Origin of the sequence: Streptomyces tibetensis (genome assembly GCF_007655005.1) — a bacterium.
Lineage (GTDB): Bacteria > Actinomycetota > Actinomycetes > Streptomycetales > Streptomycetaceae > Streptomyces > Streptomyces tibetensis.
This window is the reverse complement of record NZ_SZVW01000002.1, coordinates 143,055-164,614: the sequence shown is the minus strand read 5'-3', so window position 1 is coordinate 164,614 and position 21,560 is coordinate 143,055. Positions and strand designations below refer to the sequence as shown.

The following is a 21,560-nucleotide window of genomic DNA, read 5'->3' as shown; positions in this document are numbered from 1 at the left end:
TGCTTCCCTTTCTTCGCAACAATCCTGACATGTCGGCATGGGAGTTCCACCCTCACGATCGGACACGGTCCGTCTACGCCCCGAAGGTGTGGTCGCCGACGTCTTTGCTGGGTCTCAAGTGGGGTCAGTCGTCCGCGTGCCTGGCGTCTGTGAGGCACTGGTGCTGCAGAAGGCTGCAGAAACGAGAAGATCTCCGCTGCGTACGGTGCTGCGGTCCATCGGGCCGCGCTGTCGAACGAATTCCCCCAGAAGGCCACAGAAGCACTCAGCGGCGGGCGCAATTGTAGCAGGGATCCGCTACTAGATGAACGATTCCAAGGGGGCAGTGATCGAAGGCGATCACTGAGCGTAGGACGTGTGGTCGCGTGTAGTCGTTGTGCCAGATCTCGGCGATCGGTGAGTTTCTTCGAGCTGGCCGCCGAGGAGGTGCCGTTCATGACGCGCAACGAGCGAGGCCCCCGAACGTTGATCGAGATGTCTGACGTCTCAATCACGTTGCTCGGGGGCCTCGTTGGTCATCTATCCTGCCGCACTCGACCTGCCGCATGCGCTGGTGGGTGACGATGCTGGTCGTCACCCGTGAGGGCGACCGGCGCTGCAAGCTTCGCCCGTCGCAGCGTGCGATGGTGGCGCTGGTGTACCTGCGCGAACACATCACCTTGGCGAAGATTGCTACCGAGTCGGTGACGGACGCGCGGACTATTCCCACAAGCACCGCCGCTACGGGGTGGACGTGCAGGTGGTCACCGATCCGGGCGGCCGGCTGCTGTGGCTCTCACCGGCCATGCCGGGCCCACGACCTGACCGCGGCCCGCACCCACCGGATCATCCGCATCTGCGGCCCTGTCTGCGGCACGGGCACCCGTCGAACGCGGCGTCGCCCGCCTGAAGTCCTGGCAGATTTTCCGCAGATCCCGGTGCAGTCCAAACCGCATGACGTCAATCGCCAAGGCCATCCTCACCCTGGAGCGGCAACGCTGAAGAAGCTCATTCTTGGTCAGAGAAGGCATGGCGGGATTATGTATCGCGTGTATACGGGCGGTTTATAGTCGCCGAAGTGTCCCCTGACGGCCTGACCTCGTGTTTGAGGGGAGCCGTACCGCGGCACTCGCCAGCACGGCAGTCCGCGCACGCCGTCGGAGGGAGGAGTGCCTGTATGACCTCGTACGCCGTCGTGATCCCCACCCTCGTGCCGGACACCCTCGCCGACTGTCTCGCCGCGCTCGCCGCCGCGACCGGGCCGCGCCCCGAGGAGATCGTCCTGGTCGACGACCGGAGCGACCCCGAACCCGGGCCGCTGCAGCACCCGTTGAGCGTCCTCGGCGACCTGCGGGAGCGGACCACCGTGCTGGGCGGCGGCGGTCGTGGGCCCGCCGCCGCCCGCAACACCGGGCTGCGCGCCGTGAGTACGCCGTGGACCGTGTTCCTCGACGACGACGTGCAGGTCGGAGCCCGCTGGTGCGAGCAGTTGGCCGGAGACCTCGCCGGGGCGTCCCCCGACACCGCCGGCGTCCAGGGCGTCCTCGCCGTGCCGCTGCCCGGTGAGCGCCGCCCCACCGACTGGGAACGCGGCACCGCGGGACTCGTCCGGGCCCACTGGGTCACCGCCGACATGGCCTACCGCACGGAGGTCCTCAAGCAGGTCGGCGGCTTCGACGAGCGCTTCCGGCGCGCCTTTCGCGAGGACGCCGACCTCGCGCTGCGGGTCCTCGACTCGGGCCGGCGCATCCGGCAGGGCCGCCGCACCGCCCGCCACCCCGTGCACTCCGCCTCCCGCTGGGCGTCCGTGCGCCAGCAGCGCGGCAACGCCGACGACGCCCTCATGCGGCATCTGCACGGCCCCGACTGGTGGGACAAGGCCGTCGCGCCGCGCGGCCGGATCCGCACCCACGCGGCCATCACGACCGCGGGCGTGGCCGCCTGCGCCCTCGCCGCCACCGGGCACGGCCGGGCCGCCACGGCCTGCGCGCTCGGCTGGGCGGCCGGCACGGCGGAGTTCGCCCGCGCCCGTATCGTCCCCGGCCCGCGCACCCGCCACGAGGTCACGACGATGCTGGCGACCAGCGTGCTCATCCCGCCCACCGCGACCTGGCACCGGCTGGCAGGTGCCTGGCGCCACCGTCACACCCCCGCCTGGCAGGAGGAGGCCACCCCGTGAGCCCGGTGAAGGCCGTGCTGTTCCACCGCGACGGCACGCTCGTCGAGGACGTCCCGAACAACGCCGACCCCGACCGCGTACGCCCCGCGGAGGGCGCACGCGAGGCGCTCGCGCTGCTTCGGGAGCGCGGCATCCGCACCGGTGTCGTCACCGACCAGCCGGGCGTCGCGGGCGGGCTGCTGACCGACGCCGACGTCCGCCGCGTCCATCGCCGCGTCGACGAACTCCTCGGCCCCTTCGACGTGTTCGCCGTCTGCCCGCACGGCCCCGACGACGGCTGCCACTGCCGCAGGCCACAGCCCGGCATGCTGCTGTGGGCGGGCGGACGGATCTGCACCGGGCCCGCCGAGCTCGTCGTCATCGGCTCCACCGCCGCGGACGCCGAAGCCGCGCGCCGGGCGGGCGCCCACGGCATCCTCGTCCCGAACGGGCACACCCGCCCCGAGGAGACCGCCCGGGCCGACCACGTCGCCCCGGACCTGCTCACCGCCGTCCGCGCGGTACTGGACGAACCGCCGAAGGGCCGCGTCCTCGCCGACGAACGCCCCATCCAGCAGGCGTTCACGACGGGTCCGTGACCGGGCGGGCGCGCCGTGGACGGCCGATGCCACATCGAGAAGCCGAGGCCCATGTCTGACGGCCACCCGCGACGGCCCGCCCCACCCTCGGCGGGCGTCCGGGGCGTCAGGTGTCGTGCCGCCGGGCGTGACCGTCGGCTCACGCCCGGCGAGCCTCTGCGGCGGCCGGTGCCGCAGAATCGCCGCTCTCGCCGGGTCGGCCACAGAGGTGCCGTACGGCACCCGATGGGCGTGCCTGCGGCGGCGGACGCGGGGTCCGCGGGGCAGGCTGCTGGCATGACCCCGGACCGGACAGCGCAGCCCGTACGCCCCCGCCTCCTCGTCCTGCGCGCCCTCGGACTCGGGGACCTCCTCGCCGGCGTCCCCGCGCTGCGCGCGCTGCGGCGGGCCCACCCGGAGTACGAACTCGTGCTGGCAGCGCCCGCCGAGCTCGCGCCGGTCGCGGACGCCACGGGGGCCGTGGACCGGCTGCTGCCCGCGAGTGCCCCCGGCCGGGCCGTCCCGCGCACACTCCACTGGACCGGTCCGCCCCCGGACGTCGCCGTCGACCTGCACGGCAACGGCCCGCCCAGTCACCGGCTGCTGCTGAGCCTGTGCCCGCTGAAGCTCCTCGCCTTCGCCCACCCGGACCTGCCCGGCATCGAGGGCCCGCCCTGGTACCCGGAGGAGCACGAACGCGACCGCTGGTGCCGGCTGCTGCGGGCCCACGGCATAGAGGCCGACCCGGGCGATCTGCTGCTGCCCCGTCCGGAGGTCGCGTCGCCGGCGCCCGGCGCGGTCGTCCTGCATCCCGGCGCCGGGTCGCCCGCGCGCTGCTGGCCCGTCGAGCGGTACGCGACCGTCGCGGCCGAACTGCGCGCCCGGGGCCTGCGGGTCGTGGTGACCGGCGGGGCGGCCGAGAGCGACCTGGTGGCCCGGCTCGCCAAGGAGGCCGGCCTGCCGGACACCGATGTGTTCGGCGGCGGCCTCCCGTTCGAACTGCTGTCCGCACTGGTCGCCGGTGCCTACGCCGTGATCAGCGGCGACACCGGTATCGCCCACCTCGCGGTCGCCCACGGCGCGCGCTCCGTCACCCTGTTCGGCCCGGTCGCGCCGAGCCGCTGGGGCCCGCCGTCCGACCCGCGCCACCGTGCCCTGTGGTACGGCCCGGAGGGCGATCCGCACGGTCGCCGCCCCGACCCGGCGCTCCTGCGCATCACCGCCGACGACGTGCTGCGCGCCGTCGGTGAACTGCCCGGCGCGCAGCGGACGTAGTGGATCGTGCCGCGCTCAGCTCCCGCACCACCGGCACATCAGCCGGAACCCGGCGAACATCGTCAGGGGCCATATCGCGGCGAACGCCCATATCACCCCCGGATCGGAGGTGACGATCCCGGCGACCATCAGCCCCGTCGACATCGCGAACAGGACCGCCACGGTCCAGACGCGAGGGCGGTAGGCGGCCAGACGGGCCAGGACACGGGTGGGGTCGGGGCGGCGGCTCACTCGATGGGTACGCAGCTTGCGGTCGAGGCGACGGTCGCGGCGCAGGGCCCGTTCCATCTCGTCGAGGATGCGCTGCTCATTCTCGGGAAGTCGGCCGATGGACACGCTTACTCCTTCCGGGCGGCCGGACCGTCTCTCCTCAGGGGGACGTGCGGCGGGGGAAGTACAGCGGGGGACGTACAAGCGTGTGCCCCGAGGGGCCGCCGAGCTAACCGGGCACCGGCCGCGCCAGGGCTTCGACGAGCCGGTCCGCGCTGTCCGGCACGGTGCCCTCGCGGAACCCGTCGCGGATCTGCCGCGCGGTCACCCGGCCGCCGGTCAGGCACCAGTCCCACCAGCGGTCCAACTGCCGCACGTCCAGTTGCTCGGCGGGCACCAGCGCGGGCCAGCCGCACGCACGGGCCTGCGCGGTCAGCTTGGCGCCGCCCGCGACCGGGTCGACGGCCAGCACCGGCGTGCCCACCCGCAGCGCGATCACCAGGCCGTGCAGCCGGTCGGTGACGACCAGGTCCAGCCGGGCCAGCACGGACTGCAGTTGCGCGGGCGTCGCACTCAGATGCCAGTCGTGCGCGTCCAGCCGGGTCTCCAGCTCCAGCCTGCCGCAGTCCTTCGTGGCCAGCCAGCGCGTGACCTCCTCGGCGACCTGCCCGTGCCGCCGCAACTGCCCGTACTCGTGCTGCCCGTGCGCGAGGATCACCCCGACCACGGGCCGCGCCGGCACGTCCGGGGCGCGGGCCGCGAGGTCCTCCACCGGCTCGCTGTCCGGTCCGTCCCGGGGCAGCACCCGGTGGAAGCCGGTCACGGCCGAGCTGCCGGGGTCGATCACCGAGGTGCCGACGGCGATCCGCACACAGTGCGCGAACCGCCGGTGCAGCTCCTCCACCTGCGGCCCGTGCAGCGGGCCGCACACGAACACGAGATGGGTGTAGTCCTCGGGCCACAGCCGGTCCAGATGCAACGCCTCCGGACGGAAGCGGGGGCTCCAGGCGACGTCGTAGGGGATGCCCGTCCCCCGCAGCACGTCCTCCACCCGGCGCAGGGCCAGCACGTCCCCGGCGGTCGCCTCCCGGTCCTGGAAGCTGAACCATCCGGTGAGCAGCACCCTGCGCGGTCGCTTGGCCTGTTGTGTGTGCACATGCCCTGAGTGCCCGCCCACGAGCAAGACATTCAGGGCATTACTCGCATATACCGTGCCGTCACGGGGAGTGGAGCACTCAGTCGCCGAACAGCACCAACGGCAGGGCAGGGCATCGCCCATCAGTTCCAAGGGCAGGGCAGGGCAGGCCGCGGCCGCCTCGACGACCTGTTCGGCCGACTCCAGCGGTGCGCGGACGAACTGTTCGCATCCCGGCGGACGGCGTCAGCGGGCCCGCGCCACCGGTTCCTCCACCTTCGCGTTCGCGTCCACCTTGCCGCCCGGGTGCCGCAGGGCGCACAGGAAGCCGATACCCAGAGCGATGGCCATGCCGTAGAACACCCACTGGTTCGCCTCGGCGAAGTCCATGCGGATCGCGGACATCGACTCCCGGGTCGCCTCGGCGGCGGGGCCGGTGCCGGTGGGCGGCTGGGAGTCGCCGCTGCCGGTGATCGACTCCGTGATGTCGCGGGCCACGGTGTTCGCGTCCCCGGCGGACATGCCGTTGGACGTCAGGGTGCCCACCACCTTGTCGGTCGTGACGTGGGTCAGGATCGTGCCGTAGACGGCCAGTCCCACGCTCGCCGCGTAGTTGCGCACGGTCTGGGTGATGCCGGTGACCTCGCCGTACGACGCCCCGATGGACCGGTTGACGGCGTCCGTGGAGGCAGGCGCCAGGACGAAGCCGATACCGGCCCCCGCCAGGGCCGCGTAGGGCCACTGGTCGTGCATGGACAGGTCGGTGAGCTTGCCCGCCCACAGGGCGAAGCCGACACAGCCCACGGCCGTGCCCAGCTTCAGGGCCGGGCGGGCGCCCTTCTTGTCGAGGATCCGGCCACCCCACTGCGAGGCGATGGCGAACCCGACGAAGAAGTACAGCAGGAACAGGGCCGCCTGGTTCGGCGAGGCACTCAACGACACCTGCGCGTACACGGAGGTGAAGAAGAACAGCGGCACGAAGGCGAGCATCGAGAAGAACAGCACCGCCGCGTCCACGGTGAACGCCTTGTCCCGGAAGACCCGCAGGTCGATCAGCGGATGCTCCACCCGCCGCTCGAAGCGGACGAACCCGGCGAGAATCGCCAGGCCGCCCCCGATGCACACCCAGGTCGCCCAGCTGTCCCAGCCCCACGACCAGGCCTGCTGGAAGCCGAGGACGCTCAGTCCCATGCCGGCCGCGATCAGGACGGCGCCCGGGACGTCCAGGGTGCCGGACCTGCGGCGGTCGGAGATGTGGGCCAGGGCCGTGAGGAGCAGCGCCACGATCGCCACGGGCACGTTCACCCAGAACACGGCGCGCCACGTCCAGTTCGTCAGCCAGCCGCCCAGCAGCGGGCCGATCGCGGTCAGCGCGCCGGTGACCCCGAAGAAGAGCGCGAGGGCGCGTCCGCGCCGCTCGACCGGGAACACCGCGACCACCACGGCCAGGGCCGCCGGGAACATCAGCGCCGCCCCGAGTCCCTGGGTGGCGCGGAAGACGATCAGCCAGGTCTGTGCGGCGCCGCCCTCGGGAACACACCCGCACAGCACCGACGAGACGACGAACACCACCGTGCCGATCACGACGACCCGGCGCGGCCCGTAGAGGTCCGCGAGACGGCCGCCGAGGGCGAAGAACGCCGCGAGGGCCAGCAGATAGGCGTTGACCACCCACTGCATGCCGGAGGACGACAGACCCAGTTCTCGGACGATGTCCGGGGCAGCGATCGACACGATGGTCTGATCGATGAACGTCATGGCGACGGCGAACATCATCGCCGCCAGCGCGAGAGTCTGATGCGGTGCGGAGGGGGAGGGGGCCGCGGCCTCGCCGCGCCCCGGGCGCGTGCTGCTCACGCCTTCAGTCTGCGCCCGGCCGTGGCGTGTCGCATCACATGGCTCAGCAGCACCGGCAGTCACGCTGATACCGCGAGATGCGCTCTCCGGCAACCCCTCGGCGGTGTGAGGACGACCTCCTCGGCCATGTGACCGTGGTCCGCCACGGATGCCGCGTCGAACGTGCAGGATGCGGGCACCAAGGAGGACAGACAGTCGAACGACGGGAGAGGCAGACGATGGTCCCAGCGGAACCGCAACCCCAGGGGATCGGCATACCGTCCGAATCCACTGCGGGCGAGACCAGGGTGGCGGCCACGCCGGCCACCGTGGGGAGACTCGTCGCGCTCGGGTACGACGTCACGGTCGAACCGGGGGCGGGAGCCTCGTCCCGCTTCTCCGACGCGGCATACGAGGAGGCGGGAGCCCGGCTCGGCGACCCGTGGCAGACGGAGATCGTGCTGAAGGTCAACGCCCCCTCGACCGAGGAGATCGGCCGGCTGCGCGACGGGGCGACGCTGATCGCGCTGGTCAGCCCCGCCCTCAACCCGGACCTGGTCGAGGAACTGGCACGGCGTCCGATCACCGTGCTCGCCATGGACGCCGTACCGCGCATCTCGCGCGCCCAGTCGCTGGACGTCCTCAGCTCGATGGCGAACATCGCCGGATACCGGGCCGTGGTCGAGGCCGCGCACGCCTTCGGCCGCTTCTTCACCGGGCAGGTCACCGCCGCCGGCAAGGTACCGCCCGCCAAGGTGCTGGTGGCCGGGGCCGGAGTGGCCGGGCTCGCCGCGGTCGGCGCGGCCCGCAGCCTCGGCGCCGTGGTCCGCGCCACCGACCCGCGTCCCGAGGTCGCCGAGCAGGTGCGCTCCCTGGGCGGGGAGTTCCTCGCCGTGGGCGCCCAGCAGGAGGTGAGCACCGACGGCTACGCCAAGGCCACCTCGGACGACTACAACCGGCTCGCCGCCGAGCTCTACGCCGAGCAGGCCGCCGACGTCGACATCATCATCACCACCGCGCTCATCCCGGGCCGTCCCGCGCCGAGGCTGATCACCGCCGAGGACGTGGCGCGCATGAAGCCCGGCAGCGTGATCGTCGACATGGCGGCCGTCCAGGGCGGCAACGTCGAGGGCACGGTCGCCGGCAAGGCGGTCGTCACCGACAACGACGTGACGATCATCGGCTACACCGACCTGCCCGGCCGGCTCCCCGCCCAGGCCTCGCAGTTGTACGGCACGAACATCGTCAACCTGATGAAGCTGCTCACCCCGGGCAAGGACGGCCGGCTCGTCCTCGACTTCGACGACGTGGTGCAGCGGTCGATGACCGTGGTCCGCGAGGGGGAGAAGACCTGGCCGCCGCCCCCGGTCCAGGTGTCCGCCGCCCCCGCCGCGGGCGGGGCGAAGGAGCCGGAACCGGCCCCCGCCGAGCAACCGGCCAAGCCCGCCCGCCCGGCCTGGTCCTCCTACGCCCTCGTCGGTGCCGGAGCCCTCGCGCTGTTCCTGGTGACGGCCTTCTCCCCGAGCGAACTCCTCGGCCACTTCACGGTGTTCGTCCTGGCGATCGTCATCGGCTTCTACGTCATCGGCAACGTGCACCACGCACTGCACACCCCGCTGATGTCGGTCACCAACGCCATCTCCGGCATCGTCGTGGTCGGCGCGCTGCTGCAGATCGGGCAGGGCGACACCGCCGTCACCGTGCTGTCGTTCGCCGCGATCCTGCTGGCGAGCATCAACATCTTCGGCGGATTCGCCGTCACCCGCCGCATGCTCGGCATGTTCTCGAAGGGCTGATCAGGGATGACCACAGACACGGCCGCCCAGGCCGCCTACGTCGTCGCCGCGCTGCTGTTCATCCTCAGCCTCGCCGGCCTCTCCCAGCACAGGACGTCCCGTTCCGGAGTCGTCTGGGGCATCGCGGGCATGGTCGTGGCCCTGGCCGCCACGGTCGGGCTCGCCTCCCGCAGCATCACCGCGACCGGGCTCGTCCTGATCGCCGTCGCCACGGCCCTCGGGGCGGGTGTCGGCCTCTGGCGGGCCCGGGTGGTCGAGATGACCGGCATGCCGGAGCTGATCGCCATCATGCACAGCCTCGTCGGCCTCGCCGCCACGTTCGTCGGCTGGAACGGCTACCTCGACGTCGACGCCGAGCTCTCCGGTTCGCTGCTGGGCATCCATCACGCCGAGGTGTTCATCGGGGTGTTCATCGGCGCCGTCACCTTCACGGGCTCCGTCGTCGCCTACCTGAAGCTCTCGGCGCGCATCAACTCGCGCCCGCTCACGCTCCCCGGCAAGCACGTCCTCAACATCGGCGCGCTCGTCGCGTTCGTCGCGCTGACGGTGGCGTTCGTCGTACGCCCGAACATGGGCCTGCTCATCGCGGTCACCGTGATCGCGCTCGCCCTCGGCGCGCACCTGGTCGCCTCCATCGGCGGGGGTGACATGCCGGTGGTCGTCTCGATGCTCAACAGCTACTCCGGCTGGGCCGCCGCCGCTTCGGGCTTCCTGCTCGCCAACAACCTGCTCATCGTCACCGGCGCGCTGGTCGGCTCCTCCGGTGCCTACCTGTCGTACATCATGTGCAAGGCGATGAACCGCTCCTTCATCTCGGTGATCGCGGGCGGTTTCGGCACCCCGGCGGCGGCCGCCGACGAGGGCGAGCAGGGCGAGCACCGGGAGATCAACGCCGAGGAGACCGCGGAACTCCTGGGCAACGCCACCTCGGTCATCATCACGCCGGGCTACGGCATGGCCGTCGCCCAGGCCCAGTACCCGGTCGCCGAACTGGCGCGCAAGCTGCGCGACCGGGGCGTGGACGTGCGGTTCGGCATCCACCCCGTGGCCGGCCGGCTGCCCGGGCACATGAACGTGCTGCTCGCCGAGGCCAACGTGCCGTACGACATCGTCCTGGAGATGGACGAGATCAACGACGACTTCGCCGCCACCTCGGTCGTCCTGGTCATCGGCGCCAACGACACGGTCAACCCGGCCGCCACCGACAACCCGTCCAGCCCCATCGCCGGAATGCCGGTCCTGCACGTGTGGGAGGCGTCCGACGTGATCGTCTTCAAGCGCTCCATGGCCGCCGGTTACGCGGGCGTGCAGAACCCGCTGTTCTTCCGCGAGAACACCCAGATGCTCTTCGGCGACGCCAGGCAGCGCGTCGAGGACATCCTGCGCAGCCTGGACTCCCTGGACGCGCCGGTCCGGGAGCTGGCCGACACGGCTCGCTGAGCCCGGTGCCCCGCCGGCACGGGCCGGCGGGGCATTCTCGACGCGGACTGCGGACTGCGGACTGCGGACTGCGGACTGCGGACTGCGGACGACGGACGGTGAGTTGCGGGCGGACTGCCCGGCCGGCGGAACTCGAGGGTGCCGCGCGGGACGGAACGGTCGTCTTCGAGCGCGTCGGCGCCGGACCGGTAGGGAGAACCCCGCGGAAGAGACCGGTTCGCCGTACGGACGGCGCACGTCGACGCCGGCCCGACGCGATGTCGGGCCGGCCTCAAGGTGTTCGGGGTCAGTCCGTGCCGGACTCCATCGCCGCGCGGTCCAGCCACGCGTCCTCCTCCGAGACCTCACCGCGGGAGGCGATGGCCTCGGCGCCGCCCTGAGGCAGCTCCGGCATGGTGCCGATGAGGCCGGTCGCGGCGGCCTGGGAGGCGCCGATGGTGGGGCTGCCCGTGCCGATCAGGCCGATGCCGGCGTACTGCTCCAGCTTGGCGCGGGAGTCGGCGATGTCGAGGTTGCGCATCGTGAGCTGGCCGATCCGGTCCACCGGGCCGAACGCGGAGTCCTCGGTGCGTTCCATGGACAGCTTGTCCGGGTGGTAGCTGAACGCCGGTCCCGTGGTGTCGAGGATCGAGTAGTCCTCACCGCGCCGCAGCCGCAGCGTCACCTCGCCGGTGACGGCGGCGCCGACCCAGCGCTGCAGCGACTCGCGGATCATCAGCGCCTGCGGGTCCAGCCAGCGGCCCTCGTACATCAGCCGGCCCAGGCGCCGGCCCTCGGCGTGGTACTGGGCGAGGGTGTCCTCGTTGTGGATCGCGTTGACGAGGCGCTCGTAGGCGGCGTGCAGCAGGGCCATGCCCGGGGCCTCGTAGATGCCGCGGCTCTTGGCCTCGATGATCCGGTTCTCGATCTGGTCCGACATGCCCAGGCCGTGCCGGCCGCCGACGGCGTTGGCCTCCATGACCAGGTCGACGGGGGAGGCGAACTCCTTGCCGTTGATCGACACCGGGCGGCCCTCGGCGAAGCCGATCGTCACGTCCTCGGCGGCGATCTCGACCGACGGGTCCCAGAACCGGACGCCCATGATCGGCTCGACGGTCTCGACGCCGGTGTCCAGGTGCTCCAGCGTCTTGGCCTCGTGGGTGGCGCCCCAGATGTTGGCGTCCGTGGAGTACGCCTTCTCCGTGCTGTCCCGGTAGGGCAGGCCGTGGGTCAGCAGCCACTCGGACATTTCCTTGCGGCCGCCGAGCTCGGTCACGAAGGCCGCGTCGAGCCAGGGCTTGTAGATCCGCAGGTGCGGGTTGGCGAGCAGGCCGTAGCGGTAGAACCGCTCGATGTCGTTGCCCTTGAACGTCGAGCCGTCGCCCCAGATCTGGACGTCGTCCTCGAGCATCGCCCGGACCAGGAGCGTGCCCGTGACGGCGCGGCCGAGCGGGGTGGTGTTGAAGTACGCCCGTCCACCGGAGCGGATGTGGAACGCGCCGCAGGTCAGTGCGGCCAGGCCCTCCTCGACCAGCGCGGCACGGCAGTCGACCAGGCGCGCGATCTCGGCACCGTAGGTCTTGGCACGGCCGGGCACCGAGGCGATGTCGGGCTCGTCGTACTGGCCGATGTCGGCGGTGTAGGTGCACGGGACGGCGCCCTTGTCGCGCATCCACGCGACCGCGACGGAGGTGTCGAGACCGCCCGAGAAGGCGATGCCGACGCGTTCGCCGGCGGGCAGGGAGGTGAGGACCTTGGACATAGAAAGAGTATGTATCACTTTGCATAGTCATGCAAGCCGGGTATGCGAATTCGCCGCTCCGGTGGTCTCGCGGTGACTTTCGGTTACCCGCGGTGACTGTATCGGTGACTGCGTCGGTGACTGCGGTGACTGCGGTGACTGCGGTGTCCGGGTTCAGGAATCCGCTGTCTCGGGGCCGGCGCCGTCCAGCGCGCCGAGGATCCGCTCGGCGGCCAGCGTCGGGGTGAGCTCACCCTCCCGTACCCGCTGTTCCAGCACCGGCGCCAGCGCCCGTACCGCCGGGTCGGCCCGGAGGCGGCCGAGGAGTTCGTCGCGGACCATGGTCCAGGTCCAGTCGACCTGCTGGTCGCGGCGCTTGGCGGTGAGCCGGCCGGTGGAGTCCAGCAGGGTGCGGTGCTGTTCGAGACGCTCCCACACCGTGTCCAGGCCGCTCGATTCGCGGGCGCTGCAGTGCAGCACCGGCGGCGTCCAGAACGCGTCCTTGCCGTGCATCAGCCGCAGCGCGCCCGCCAGTTCCCGTGCGGCGGCACGGGCGTCGCGCTCGTGCGGCCCGTCCGCCTTGTTGACGGCGATCACGTCGGCCAGCTCCAGCACGCCCTTCTTGATGCCCTGGAGCTGGTCGCCCGTGCGGGCGAGGGTGAGCAGCAGGAACGTGTCGACCATGTTCGCGACGGCCGTCTCGGACTGGCCGACGCCGACCGTCTCCACCAGGATCACGTCGTAGCCGGCCGCCTCCATCACCACGATCGACTCGCGGGTGGCCTTGGCGACCCCGCCCAGCGTGCCGGCCGTGGGGGAGGGGCGCACGAACGCCGCCGGGTCCACGGCCAGGCGTTCCATCCGGGTCTTGTCGCCCAGGATGGAGCCGCCCGTACGGCTGGAGGACGGGTCGACGGCCAGCACCGCCACCCGGTGCCCGAGCGAGGTCAGCAGCGTGCCGAAGGCGTCGATGAACGTCGACTTGCCCACCCCCGGCACCCCGCTGACCCCGATGCGCCGGGCGCGGCCGCTGTGCGGCAGCAGCGCGGTCAGCAGCTCCTGGGCCAGCGCGCGGTGTTGCGGTCGGGTCGACTCGACGAGGGTGATCGCGCGGGCGATGATCGCCCGCTTCCCGTCGAGCACGCCCTTCGCATACGCGTCGACATCGATCACAGGTCGTGCCCGAGGTCGTCCGACAGCCGCTTCACCAGGTCGTACGCCGCGTCCGGGATCACCGTCCCGGGCGGGAAGACGGCCGCCGCGCCCATCTCCAGCAGCGTCGGCACGTCCTGCGGCGGGATCACCCCGCCGACCACGATCATGATGTCCTCGCGCCCCTCCTCGGCCAGCGCCTCGCGCAGCGCAGGGACCAGGGTGAGGTGACCGGCGGCCAGCGAGGAGACGCCGACGATGTGCACGTCCGCCTCGACCGCCTGCCGGGCCACTTCGGCGGGCGTCTGGAACAGCGGGCCGACGTCCACGTCGAAACCGAGGTCGGCGAAGGCGGTGGCGATCACCTTCTGGCCGCGGTCGTGGCCGTCCTGGCCCATCTTCGCGACCAGGATGCGCGGGCGGCGGCCCTCGGCCTCCTCGAAGGCGGACACCAGGGTGCGGGTGCGGTCCACGCTCGGGGACTCTCCGGTTTCGTTGCGGTACACGCCGGAGATCGTACGGATCTGCCCCGCGTGCCGGCCGTACACCTTCTCCAGGGCGTCGGAGATCTCCCCGACGGTGGCCTTCGCGCGGGCCGCGTGCACGGCCAGTTCCAGCAGGTTGCCCTCGCCACCGGCGGCCCGGGTCAGCGCCTCCAGCGCGTCCTGGCAGGCCCGCTCGTCCCGCTCCGCGCGCAGCCGCCGCAGCTTCTCGATCTGCTGCGCCCGCACCGAGGAGTTGTCGACCTTCAGCACGTCGATCTGCTCGTCGGTCTCCACCCGGTACTTGTTGACGCCGATGACCGGCTGGCGGCCCGAGTCGATCCGGGCCTGGGTACGGGCCGCGGCCTCCTCGATGCGCAGCTTGGGGATGCCCGCGTCGATGGCCTTGGCCATACCGCCCGCGGCCTCGACCTCCTCGATGTGCTGCCAGGCCCGCCGGGCGAGGTCGTACGTCAGCTTCTCCACGTACGCGCTGCCGCCCCACGGGTCGATCACCCGGGTCGTGCCGGACTCCTGCTGGAGCAGCAGCTGCGTGTTGCGGGCGATGCGCGCCGAGAAGTCGGTCGGCAGCGCGAGCGCCTCGTCGAGGGCGTTGGTGTGCAGCGACTGGGTGTGGCCCTGGGTGGCCGCCATCGCCTCGACGCAGGTGCGCGTGACGTTGTTGAACACGTCCTGCGCGGTGAGCGACCAGCCGGAGGTCTGGGAATGGGTGCGCAGCGACAGCGACTTGGCGTTCTGCGGGTCGAACTGCTTCACCAGCTTCGCCCACAGCAGGCGCGCCGCCCGCAGTTTGGCGACCTCCATGAAGAAGTTCATGCCGATCGCCCAGAAGAACGACAGCCGCGGCGCGAACGCGTCCACGTCCAGGCCCGCCTCACGGCCCGCCCGGATGTACTCCACGCCGTCCGCGAGGGTGTACGCCAGCTCCAGGTCGGCCGTCGCACCCGCCTCCTGGATGTGGTACCCGGAGATGGAGATGGAGTTGTAGCGCGGCATCCGCTGCGAGGTGTAGGCGAAGATGTCGGAGATGATCCGCATCGACGGCTTCGGCGGATAGATGTAGGTGTTGCGGACCATGAACTCCTTCAGAATGTCGTTCTGAATGGTTCCGGCCAGCTTCTCGGGCGGTACGCCCTGCTCCTCCGCCGCCACGATGTACAGCGCCAGCACCGGCAGCACGGCACCGTTCATCGTCATCGACACGGTCATCTTGTCCAGCGGGATCCCGTCGAACAGCTGCCGCATGTCGTAGATCGAGTCGATCGCCACGCCCGCCATGCCGACGTCGCCGGTCACCCGCGGGTGGTCGCTGTCGTAACCCCGGTGCGTGGGCAGGTCGAAGGCGACCGACAGACCCTTCTGTCCGGCCGCGAGGTTGCGCCGGTAGAAGGCGTTGGACTCCTCGGCCGTCGAGAAACCGGCGTACTGGCGGATCGTCCAGGGCTGGTTGACGTACATCGTCGGGTACGGGCCGCGCAGGTACGGCGCCGCTCCCGGCCGGGTGTCGAGGAAGTCCAGGCCCTCCAGGTCACGGCCGGTGTAGAGCGGCTTGACGGCGATGCCCTCCGGGGTCTCCCAGAGCAGGTCGTCCCCGCCGGAGGCGTTCTTGACCGCCGTGCGCCACTCGTCGGCGCCGCCGTCGGGGGCCGGGGTGCCGAGCTCGATCCCGGAGAAGTCGGGGATGGCCATCAGGACACAACTCCCATGCGGTCGAGGGTGGCGGACAGCACGGCGACGGCGTCACAGCCCGCGAACACGTACGCGTCGACCCCGGGGTACTCCCCGGGACGGCCCGCGAGGAACACATGCCGTGCACCGGCGGCCTTCAGGTCCCGGATGGCGGCCTCGCCCTGCTCCGCGTACAGCGCGTCGCTGGAGCACAGCACGGCCTCCGTGGCACCGCTCTCCTCGAAGGTGCCCTCCGTGACCGGCTCGATGCCCCCGGCCTGGAAGAGGTTCGAGGCGAAGGTGAGGCGCGCGGTGTGGGCGGCGGCCCCGCCCAGCGCGGCGAGGAAGATCCGCGGCCGGGACCCGGTCGCGGCGAGATGGGCGTCGGAGCGGGCGCGCAGCGCCTCGTACGCCTCGTCACGGCGGACGCGCGGCAGCCCGCCGGAGCGCGGCTCGGGAGCGTCCGCGCGGACGACCGGCTTCTCCGCGAGGAACGGGAACTCGCTGACGCCGGTGATGGGTTCGCGCCGCTTGGCCAGCCGGCCGGTGCGCGCCTGCCAGGTCTCGGCGAGATCCCGCTCCAGGTCTCCCGAGCGCAGGGCGGCCGCCAGGCCTCCGAGCCGCTCGATCCGCCGGAAGAACTCCCAGCCCGCCCGGGCGAGTTCGTCGGTGAGCCGCTCCACGTACCAGGAGCCGCCCGCCGGGTCGATCACCCGGGCCAGGTGCGACTCCTCGATGAGGATGGTCGAGGTGTTGCGGGCGATCCGGCGCGCGAACGCGTCCGGCAGGCCGAGGGCGTGGTCGAAGGGCAGCACGGTGACCGCGTCGGCCCCGCCCGCCCCGGCGGCCAGCGTGGCGATCGTCGAGCGCAGCATGTTCACCCACGGGTCGCGGCGCGTCATCATCACCGGCGACGTCACGACGTGCTGGAGCTGTGCCCCCGCGCGCGGTGCCCCGCAGGCCTCGGCCACCCGGGCCCACAGCCGGCGCGCGGCGCGCAGCTTGGCGATCGTCAGGAACTGGTCCGCGGTCGCCGTGTACCGGAACTCCAGCTGGGCACAGGCCTGTTCGACGTCCAGCCCGGCCCCGGTCAGCTCCCGCAGATAGGCCACCCCGGTGGCCAGCGAGCAGCCCAGCTCCTGGGCGGCCGAACCGCCGGCCTCGTGGTACGGCAGCGCGTCCACGGTCAGCGCACGCAGCCCCGGGTACTCCGCGGCGCACAGCCGCGCGAGCTCCGCCGCCGGGGCGGTCTCGCACCGCTGCCCGGTACGGGCCTCGTGCCCGAGCGGATCCGCGCCCAGGTTGCCGCGCGCGGCGTCCCGGGCGACTCCCCGCTCCTCGTACACCCGCAGCAACTCCCGCGCGGCGGACTCGGTGTCGCGTCCCGCGTCCAGGACGACGGGCGCCAGGTCGAGGTAGACGCCGTCGAGGACCCGGCCGAGGTCGGGCGCCGCGATGCCGCCTTCCCCGACCGTCAGCCAGAGGGACGTGACGCCGTTCTCCAGGTCCCCGAGCACCGCGTCACGGTCGGCCGCGCAGTGCCGTTGCCGTACGTCCCAGCCGCCGACCGTGTTCCCCTCGGCGCGGCCGCCGCGCACAAAGGGAGCGAAACCGGGGAAACCCGGCTCGGGCGCGGAGTCGTGGGCGGTGTAGAGAGGGCGGGTGCGCAACCCGTCCTCCACCGCGGTGGACAGGGCTTCCTCGGCCTCGGCCCCCTCGACGTCCTTGCCCGATTTGCGCAGCACACCCGCCACAAGGCGCTGCCACTGCTCATGGGGCACGTCAGGGAACTCGCCGGCCAGCTCAAGCCCGTCGTCAGGCAGGACCGTCATGCTCGGATGTTAGGCCACGTTAACGAACGAGCAGCAGAGGGAACGGCTGTGACCTTGCCCTCGCCCGGCCTGTGACCTCGCTCTCCCCACCCGCGGGACCTGCCCGCGCGACGGGGAATCGCCGCCCATGTTAGCGACGGATCCGCTCCCTGGGGCCCGATGCGTCAAGGTGCCGTCAAGGCCGTGGCCACCGCCGTAAGGGACCCGTCAACAAGCGGGTCCGCTCCGGCCGTCGGGCGCTTTCCTCGAAGCGTCCGCATGTCCCCACACCTCACTCCAGGAGTCCGCGATGGCCGATCCGGCCTTCGTCCTCACCCTGCTCGCGGCTTTCGCGCTGGTGGCACTCGTCGCCAAGGGGGTGACGAAGCTGTGACCGCCGAAAACGTCGTCGGCCTGGTCGTGGCCGTCGCCCTGCTGGGCTATCTCGTCCTCGCCCTGATCTTCCCGGAGAGGTTCTGAGATGGGTCCCGTCCTCGCCGGCGTCCTGCAGCTGCTCGCCCTCGTGGCGGCGCTGGCGCTCGCGTACGTCCCCGCCGGCAGCTACATGGCCCGGGTCTACACCTCGAAGAGACACCTGCGCGTGGAGAAGTGGATCTACCGGGGCATCGGAGCCGACCCGGACGCCGAGATGACCTGGACCGCGTACCTGCGCGGCCTGCTCGCCTTCTCGGTCGCCGGCGTGCTGTTCCTCTATCTGCTCATGCGGCTCCAGGGCGTCCTGCCGGGCTCCCTCGGCTTCGCGTCGGTCGATCCGGCCCAGGCGTTCAACACGGCCGTGTCGTTCGTGACGAACACCGACTGGCAGTCGTACTACGGCGAACAGACCATGGGGCACGTGGTGCAGACGGCAGGTCTCGCCGTGCAGAACTTCCTCTCCGCGGCCGTCGGCATGGCCGTCGCCGTGGCCCTGATGCGCGGCTTCGCCCTCTCCCACTCTCGGCCTCGCTCGAGCGGGGGGACCCCCATGCGCGTCGGCGACCTCGGCAACTTCTGGACCGACCTGGTGCGCGGCACCGTGCGGATCCTGGTGCCCGCCGCGGCCGTCGCCGCCGTCGTCCTGGCGGCCTGCGGCGTGATCCAGAACTTCTCCGGGATCCACGAGGTCGGTCAGTTCATGGGTGGCTCCCAGCAGTGGAACGGCGGCGCGGTCGCCTCGCAGGAGGCCATCAAGGAGCTGGGCACCAACGGCGGCGGCTACTTCAACGCCAACTCCGCCCATCCCTTCGAGAACCCGACGCCCTTCACCAACCTCTTCGAGATCTTCCTGATCCTCATCGTCCCGTTCGCCCTGACCCGCACCTTCGGGCTGATGGTCGGCTCGGTGAGACAGGGATACGCGATCCTCGCCACGATGGTCACCATCTGGCTGGGCTTCGTGGTCCTGATGATGTGGACGGAGTTCGCCCACCACGGCCCGGCCCTGCACGCCGCGGGCGGGGCGATGGAGGGCAAGGAGGTCCGCTTCGGCATCGGCTCCTCCTCGATCTTCGCGGTGTCGACGACCCTCACCTCGACCGGCGCGGTCGACTCCTTCCACTCCTCCTTCACCGGCCTCGGCGGCGGCCTCACCATGCTCGCGATGATGCTGGGCGAGATCGCCCCCGGCGGCACCGGATCCGGCCTCTACGGCATGCTGATCCTGGCGGTCATCGCGGTGTTCGTCTCCGGTCTCATGGTCGGCCGCACACCCGAGTACCTGGGCAAGAAGATCGGCGCGCGGGAGATGAAACTCGCCGCCTGCTACATCCTGATCACCCCGGCCCTCGTCCTGGTCCTCACCGCGGTCTCCCTGGCCCTGCCGACACCGGCCCACTCGATGCTGAACCCGGGCGCGCACGGCTTCTCCGAGATCCTCTACGCCTTCACCTCCGCAGCCAACAACAACGGCTCGGCCTTCGCCGGCCTGAACGCGAACACCGACTGGTTCAACACCATGACCGGACTCGCGATGCTGCTCGGCCGCTTCCTGCCCATGATCTTCGTCCTGGCTCTGGCCGGCTCGCTGGCCGGACAACGCCCGGTCCAAGTCACCGCCGGCACCCTGCGCACCGACAAGCCGCTCTTCACCGGCCTGCTGGTCGGCGCCGTGCTGATCATCACCGGTCTGACGTACTTCCCCGCGCTCGCGCTGGGCCCGCTCGCCGAGGGACTGGCGTCATGACCACCCGCACCGAACCCCACGAGGACTCCATGTCCACTCCCACCCTGATACCCCACCCCGACACGCCGGCGGCGCCCACGGCTCCCGGCGGCCGTGCCGGATCGGGTCTGTTCGACCCGGCGCAGCTCGTCACGTCGCTGCCGGAGGCCCTGCGCAAACTCGACCCGCGGGTGATGGTCACGTCGCCCGTCATGTTCGTGGTCTGGATCGGCTCGGTCCTGACGACCGTGTTCTCCTTCGAGGACCCGGGGGACTGGTTCGGCTGGACGATCAGCGCCTGGTTGTGGCTGACCGTCGTCTTCGCGAATCTGGCCGAGGCGGTCGCCGAGGGCCGGGGCAAGGCGCAGGCCGACACCCTGCGCCGGGCCACCACGGACAGCGTGGCCCGCAAGGTCGACGGCACGCTCGTCCCCGGCACCGAACTGCGGATCGGGGACCTGGTCGTCTGCGAGGCGGGCGACGTCATCCCCGGTGACGGGGACGTCGTCGAGGGCGTGGCCACCGTCGACGAGTCGGCCATCACCGGCGAGTCGGCCCCGGTCATCCGCGAGTCCGGCGGCGACCGTTCGGCCGTCACGGGCGGTACGAAGGTGCTGTCCGACCGGATCGTCATCCGCATCACCACCAAGCCGGGCGAGACCTTCATCGACCGGATGATCAGCCTCGTCGAGGGCGCGGCACGGCAGAAGACACCCAACGAGATCGCGCTGAACATCCTGCTCGCCTCTCTGACGATCGTCTTCCTGCTGGCGTGCGCCACCCTCCCGCCCCTGGCCGACTACGCCGGCACCCGACTGACCATGGTCGTGCTGGTCGCCCTGCTCGTCTGCCTGATCCCCACCACGATCGGCGCCCTGCTCTCGGCGATCGGCATCGCGGGCATGGACCGGCTGGTGCAGCGCAACGTGCTGGCCATGTCCGGGCGGGCGGTCGAGGCGGCGGGCGACGTGTCGACGCTGCTGCTCGACAAGACGGGCACCATCACCTTCGGCAACCGGCAGGCCGCCGAGTTCGTGCCGGTGGACGGGGCGACGGAGGCCGAGGTCGCCGGCGCCGCCCAGCTGTCGTCACTGGCCGACGAGACTCCCGAGGGCCGCTCCGTCGTCGCACTGGCGAAGGAGCGGTACGGCCTGTACGAGCGTGAGCCGGCCGGTGCCGCGTGGGTCGCGTTCACCGCGCAGACCCGGATGTCGGGTGTCGACGTGGACGGGCGCAGGATCCGCAAGGGCGCGGCCGGTTCGGTCATCGCCTGGGTGGAGGGGCAGGGGGGTGAAGTCGCCCCGGACGCACGGGAGGTGACCGGCCGCATCTCCGAGGCCGGCGGCACCCCGCTCCTGGTCGCCGTCGAGGACGCGGACGGTGCCCGGGTCCTCGGTGTCATCCACCTCAAGGACGTCGTCAAGGACGGCATGCGGGAACGGTTCGCGGAACTGCGCCGCATGGGCATCAGGACCGTCATGATCACCGGCGACAACCCGCTGACGGCCCGGGCCATCGCCGAGGAGGCCGGTGTCGACGACTTCCTCGCCGAGGCCACCCCCGAGGACAAGATGGCCCTCATCAAGCGCGAGCAGGCGGGCGGCAAGCTCGTCGCGATGACCGGCGACGGCACCAACGACGCCCCGGCACTGGCCCAGGCGGACGTCGGCGTCGCCATGAACACCGGCACGTCGGCCGCCAAGGAGGCCGGCAACATGGTCGACCTCGACTCCGACCCGACCAAGCTCATCGAGATCGTCGAGATCGGCAAGCAGCTCCTCATCACCCGGGGCGCGCTGACGACGTTCTCCATCGCCAACGACGTCGCCAAGTACTTCGCGATCATCCCGGCGCTGTTCGCGACGGTCTACCCGGGCCTGGGCAAGCTCAACATCATGGGCCTGTCATCGCCCCACTCCGCGATCCTGTCGGCCGTCGTCTTCAACGCGCTGATCATCGTCGCACTGGTGCCGCTGGCCCTGAAGGGCGTGCGCTACCGGCCGCTTCAAGCCGACCGGCTGCTCCGCCGTAACCTCACCGTCTACGGCCTCGGCGGGCTGATCGTCCCCTTCCTCGGCATCAAGCTCATCGACCTGATCGTCTCCCTCGTCCCCGGGCTGTAATTCTCCGAAAGCGTG

General features: G+C 71.5%; 15 protein-coding genes and 1 pseudogene. 9 read left to right on the top strand and 7 right to left on the bottom strand.

All coding sequences use genetic code 11. The features are described 5' to 3' along the window. The first annotated feature begins 511 nt into the window (after window positions 1-511). The 4 genes and pseudogenes from FDO69_RS03225 to FDO69_RS03210 all read left to right on the top strand — a co-directional run bounded on the left by FDO69_RS03225 (window position 512) and on the right by FDO69_RS03210 (window position 3,990). A pseudogene (locus tag FDO69_RS03225) lies at window positions 512-981 on the top strand (hypothetical protein). Between the two features lie 175 nt (window positions 982-1,156). Further along, entirely contained in the window at window positions 1,157-2,158 is a 1,002-nt protein-coding gene (locus FDO69_RS03220) for a glycosyltransferase family 2 protein (RefSeq protein ID WP_104778059.1), read from the top strand. Further along, window positions 2,155-2,736 carry an HAD family hydrolase gene (locus FDO69_RS03215; RefSeq protein ID WP_104778058.1) on the top strand — a complete coding sequence of 194 codons (582 nt, stop codon included), beginning with the start codon at window positions 2,155-2,157 and terminating at the stop codon, window positions 2,734-2,736. The genes FDO69_RS03220 and FDO69_RS03215 overlap by 4 nt, the downstream gene beginning before the upstream one ends. Window positions 2,737-3,012: 276 nt before the next feature. After that, complete coding sequence (locus FDO69_RS03210) at window positions 3,013-3,990, top strand: glycosyltransferase family 9 protein (protein ID WP_104778057.1); 978 nt, start codon at window positions 3,013-3,015, stop codon at window positions 3,988-3,990. Between the two features lie 15 nt (window positions 3,991-4,005). Here the strand turns inward: FDO69_RS03210 and FDO69_RS03205 are convergent, their stop codons facing one another. From FDO69_RS03205 to FDO69_RS03195, 3 genes are all read right to left on the bottom strand, one after another. Beyond that, window positions 4,006-4,326, bottom strand: coding sequence for a DUF3040 domain-containing protein (locus tag FDO69_RS03205; protein WP_104778056.1), 321 nt, complete (start codon window positions 4,324-4,326; stop codon window positions 4,006-4,008). Window positions 4,327-4,429: 103 nt separating this feature from the next. Further along, window positions 4,430-5,356 (bottom strand): polysaccharide pyruvyl transferase family protein, encoded by a 927-nt coding sequence (locus tag FDO69_RS03200; RefSeq protein WP_104778055.1) that lies wholly within the window; start codon window positions 5,354-5,356, stop codon window positions 4,430-4,432. Window positions 5,357-5,581: 225 nt separating this feature from the next. Further along, window positions 5,582-7,111, bottom strand: coding sequence for an MFS transporter (locus FDO69_RS03195; protein ID WP_104778477.1), 1,530 nt, complete (start codon window positions 7,109-7,111; stop codon window positions 5,582-5,584). A 299-nt stretch (window positions 7,112-7,410) separates the two neighbouring features. Between FDO69_RS03195 and FDO69_RS03190 the strand changes: the two genes are divergently transcribed. Together FDO69_RS03190 and pntB are read left to right on the top strand one after the other, a co-directional pair. Then, window positions 7,411-8,967, top strand: coding sequence for a Re/Si-specific NAD(P)(+) transhydrogenase subunit alpha (locus tag FDO69_RS03190; protein WP_104778054.1), 1,557 nt, complete (start codon window positions 7,411-7,413; stop codon window positions 8,965-8,967). Between the two features lie 6 nt (window positions 8,968-8,973). After that, on the top strand, window positions 8,974-10,407 hold the full coding sequence (gene pntB, locus FDO69_RS03185) for a Re/Si-specific NAD(P)(+) transhydrogenase subunit beta (protein WP_104778053.1): 1,434 nt from the start codon (window positions 8,974-8,976) through the stop codon (window positions 10,405-10,407). A gap of 286 nt (window positions 10,408-10,693) precedes the next feature. Here pntB and argG read toward each other — a convergent pair whose 3' ends face one another. The 4 genes from argG to FDO69_RS03165 form a co-directional block, all read right to left on the bottom strand. Further along, on the bottom strand, window positions 10,694-12,148 hold the full coding sequence (gene argG / locus FDO69_RS03180) for an argininosuccinate synthase (RefSeq protein WP_104778052.1): 1,455 nt from the start codon (window positions 12,146-12,148) through the stop codon (window positions 10,694-10,696). A gap of 153 nt (window positions 12,149-12,301) precedes the next feature. Further along, window positions 12,302-13,300, bottom strand: coding sequence for a methylmalonyl Co-A mutase-associated GTPase MeaB (meaB, locus tag FDO69_RS03175; RefSeq protein WP_104778051.1), 999 nt, complete (start codon window positions 13,298-13,300; stop codon window positions 12,302-12,304). Next, window positions 13,297-15,471 carry a methylmalonyl-CoA mutase gene (gene scpA, locus FDO69_RS03170; protein WP_104778050.1) on the bottom strand — a complete coding sequence of 725 codons (2,175 nt, stop codon included), beginning with the start codon at window positions 15,469-15,471 and terminating at the stop codon, window positions 13,297-13,299. The genes meaB and scpA overlap by 4 nt, the downstream gene beginning before the upstream one ends. Next, window positions 15,471-17,282, bottom strand: coding sequence for a methylmalonyl-CoA mutase family protein (locus FDO69_RS03165; protein ID WP_104778049.1), 1,812 nt, complete (start codon window positions 17,280-17,282; stop codon window positions 15,471-15,473). The genes scpA and FDO69_RS03165 overlap by 1 nt, the downstream gene beginning before the upstream one ends. Window positions 17,283-17,651: 369 nt before the next feature. On the opposite strand from FDO69_RS03165, the gene kdpF reads away from it, so the two are divergent. The 3 genes from kdpF to kdpB are packed head-to-tail and all read left to right on the top strand — an operon-like array spanning window position 17,652 to window position 21,545. Further along, window positions 17,652-17,741: a K(+)-transporting ATPase subunit F gene (kdpF, locus tag FDO69_RS03160; RefSeq protein ID WP_009326374.1), complete on the top strand. Its 90-nt coding sequence runs from the start codon at window positions 17,652-17,654 to the stop codon at window positions 17,739-17,741. A 1-nt stretch (window position 17,742) separates the two neighbouring features. Beyond that, window positions 17,743-19,443 carry a potassium-transporting ATPase subunit KdpA gene (gene kdpA / locus FDO69_RS03155; RefSeq protein WP_104778048.1) on the top strand — a complete coding sequence of 567 codons (1,701 nt, stop codon included), beginning with the start codon at window positions 17,743-17,745 and terminating at the stop codon, window positions 19,441-19,443. Then, window positions 19,440-21,545, top strand: coding sequence for a potassium-transporting ATPase subunit KdpB (gene kdpB / locus FDO69_RS03150; protein WP_104778047.1), 2,106 nt, complete (start codon window positions 19,440-19,442; stop codon window positions 21,543-21,545). The genes kdpA and kdpB overlap by 4 nt, the downstream gene beginning before the upstream one ends. Window positions 21,546-21,560 lie beyond the last annotated feature (15 nt).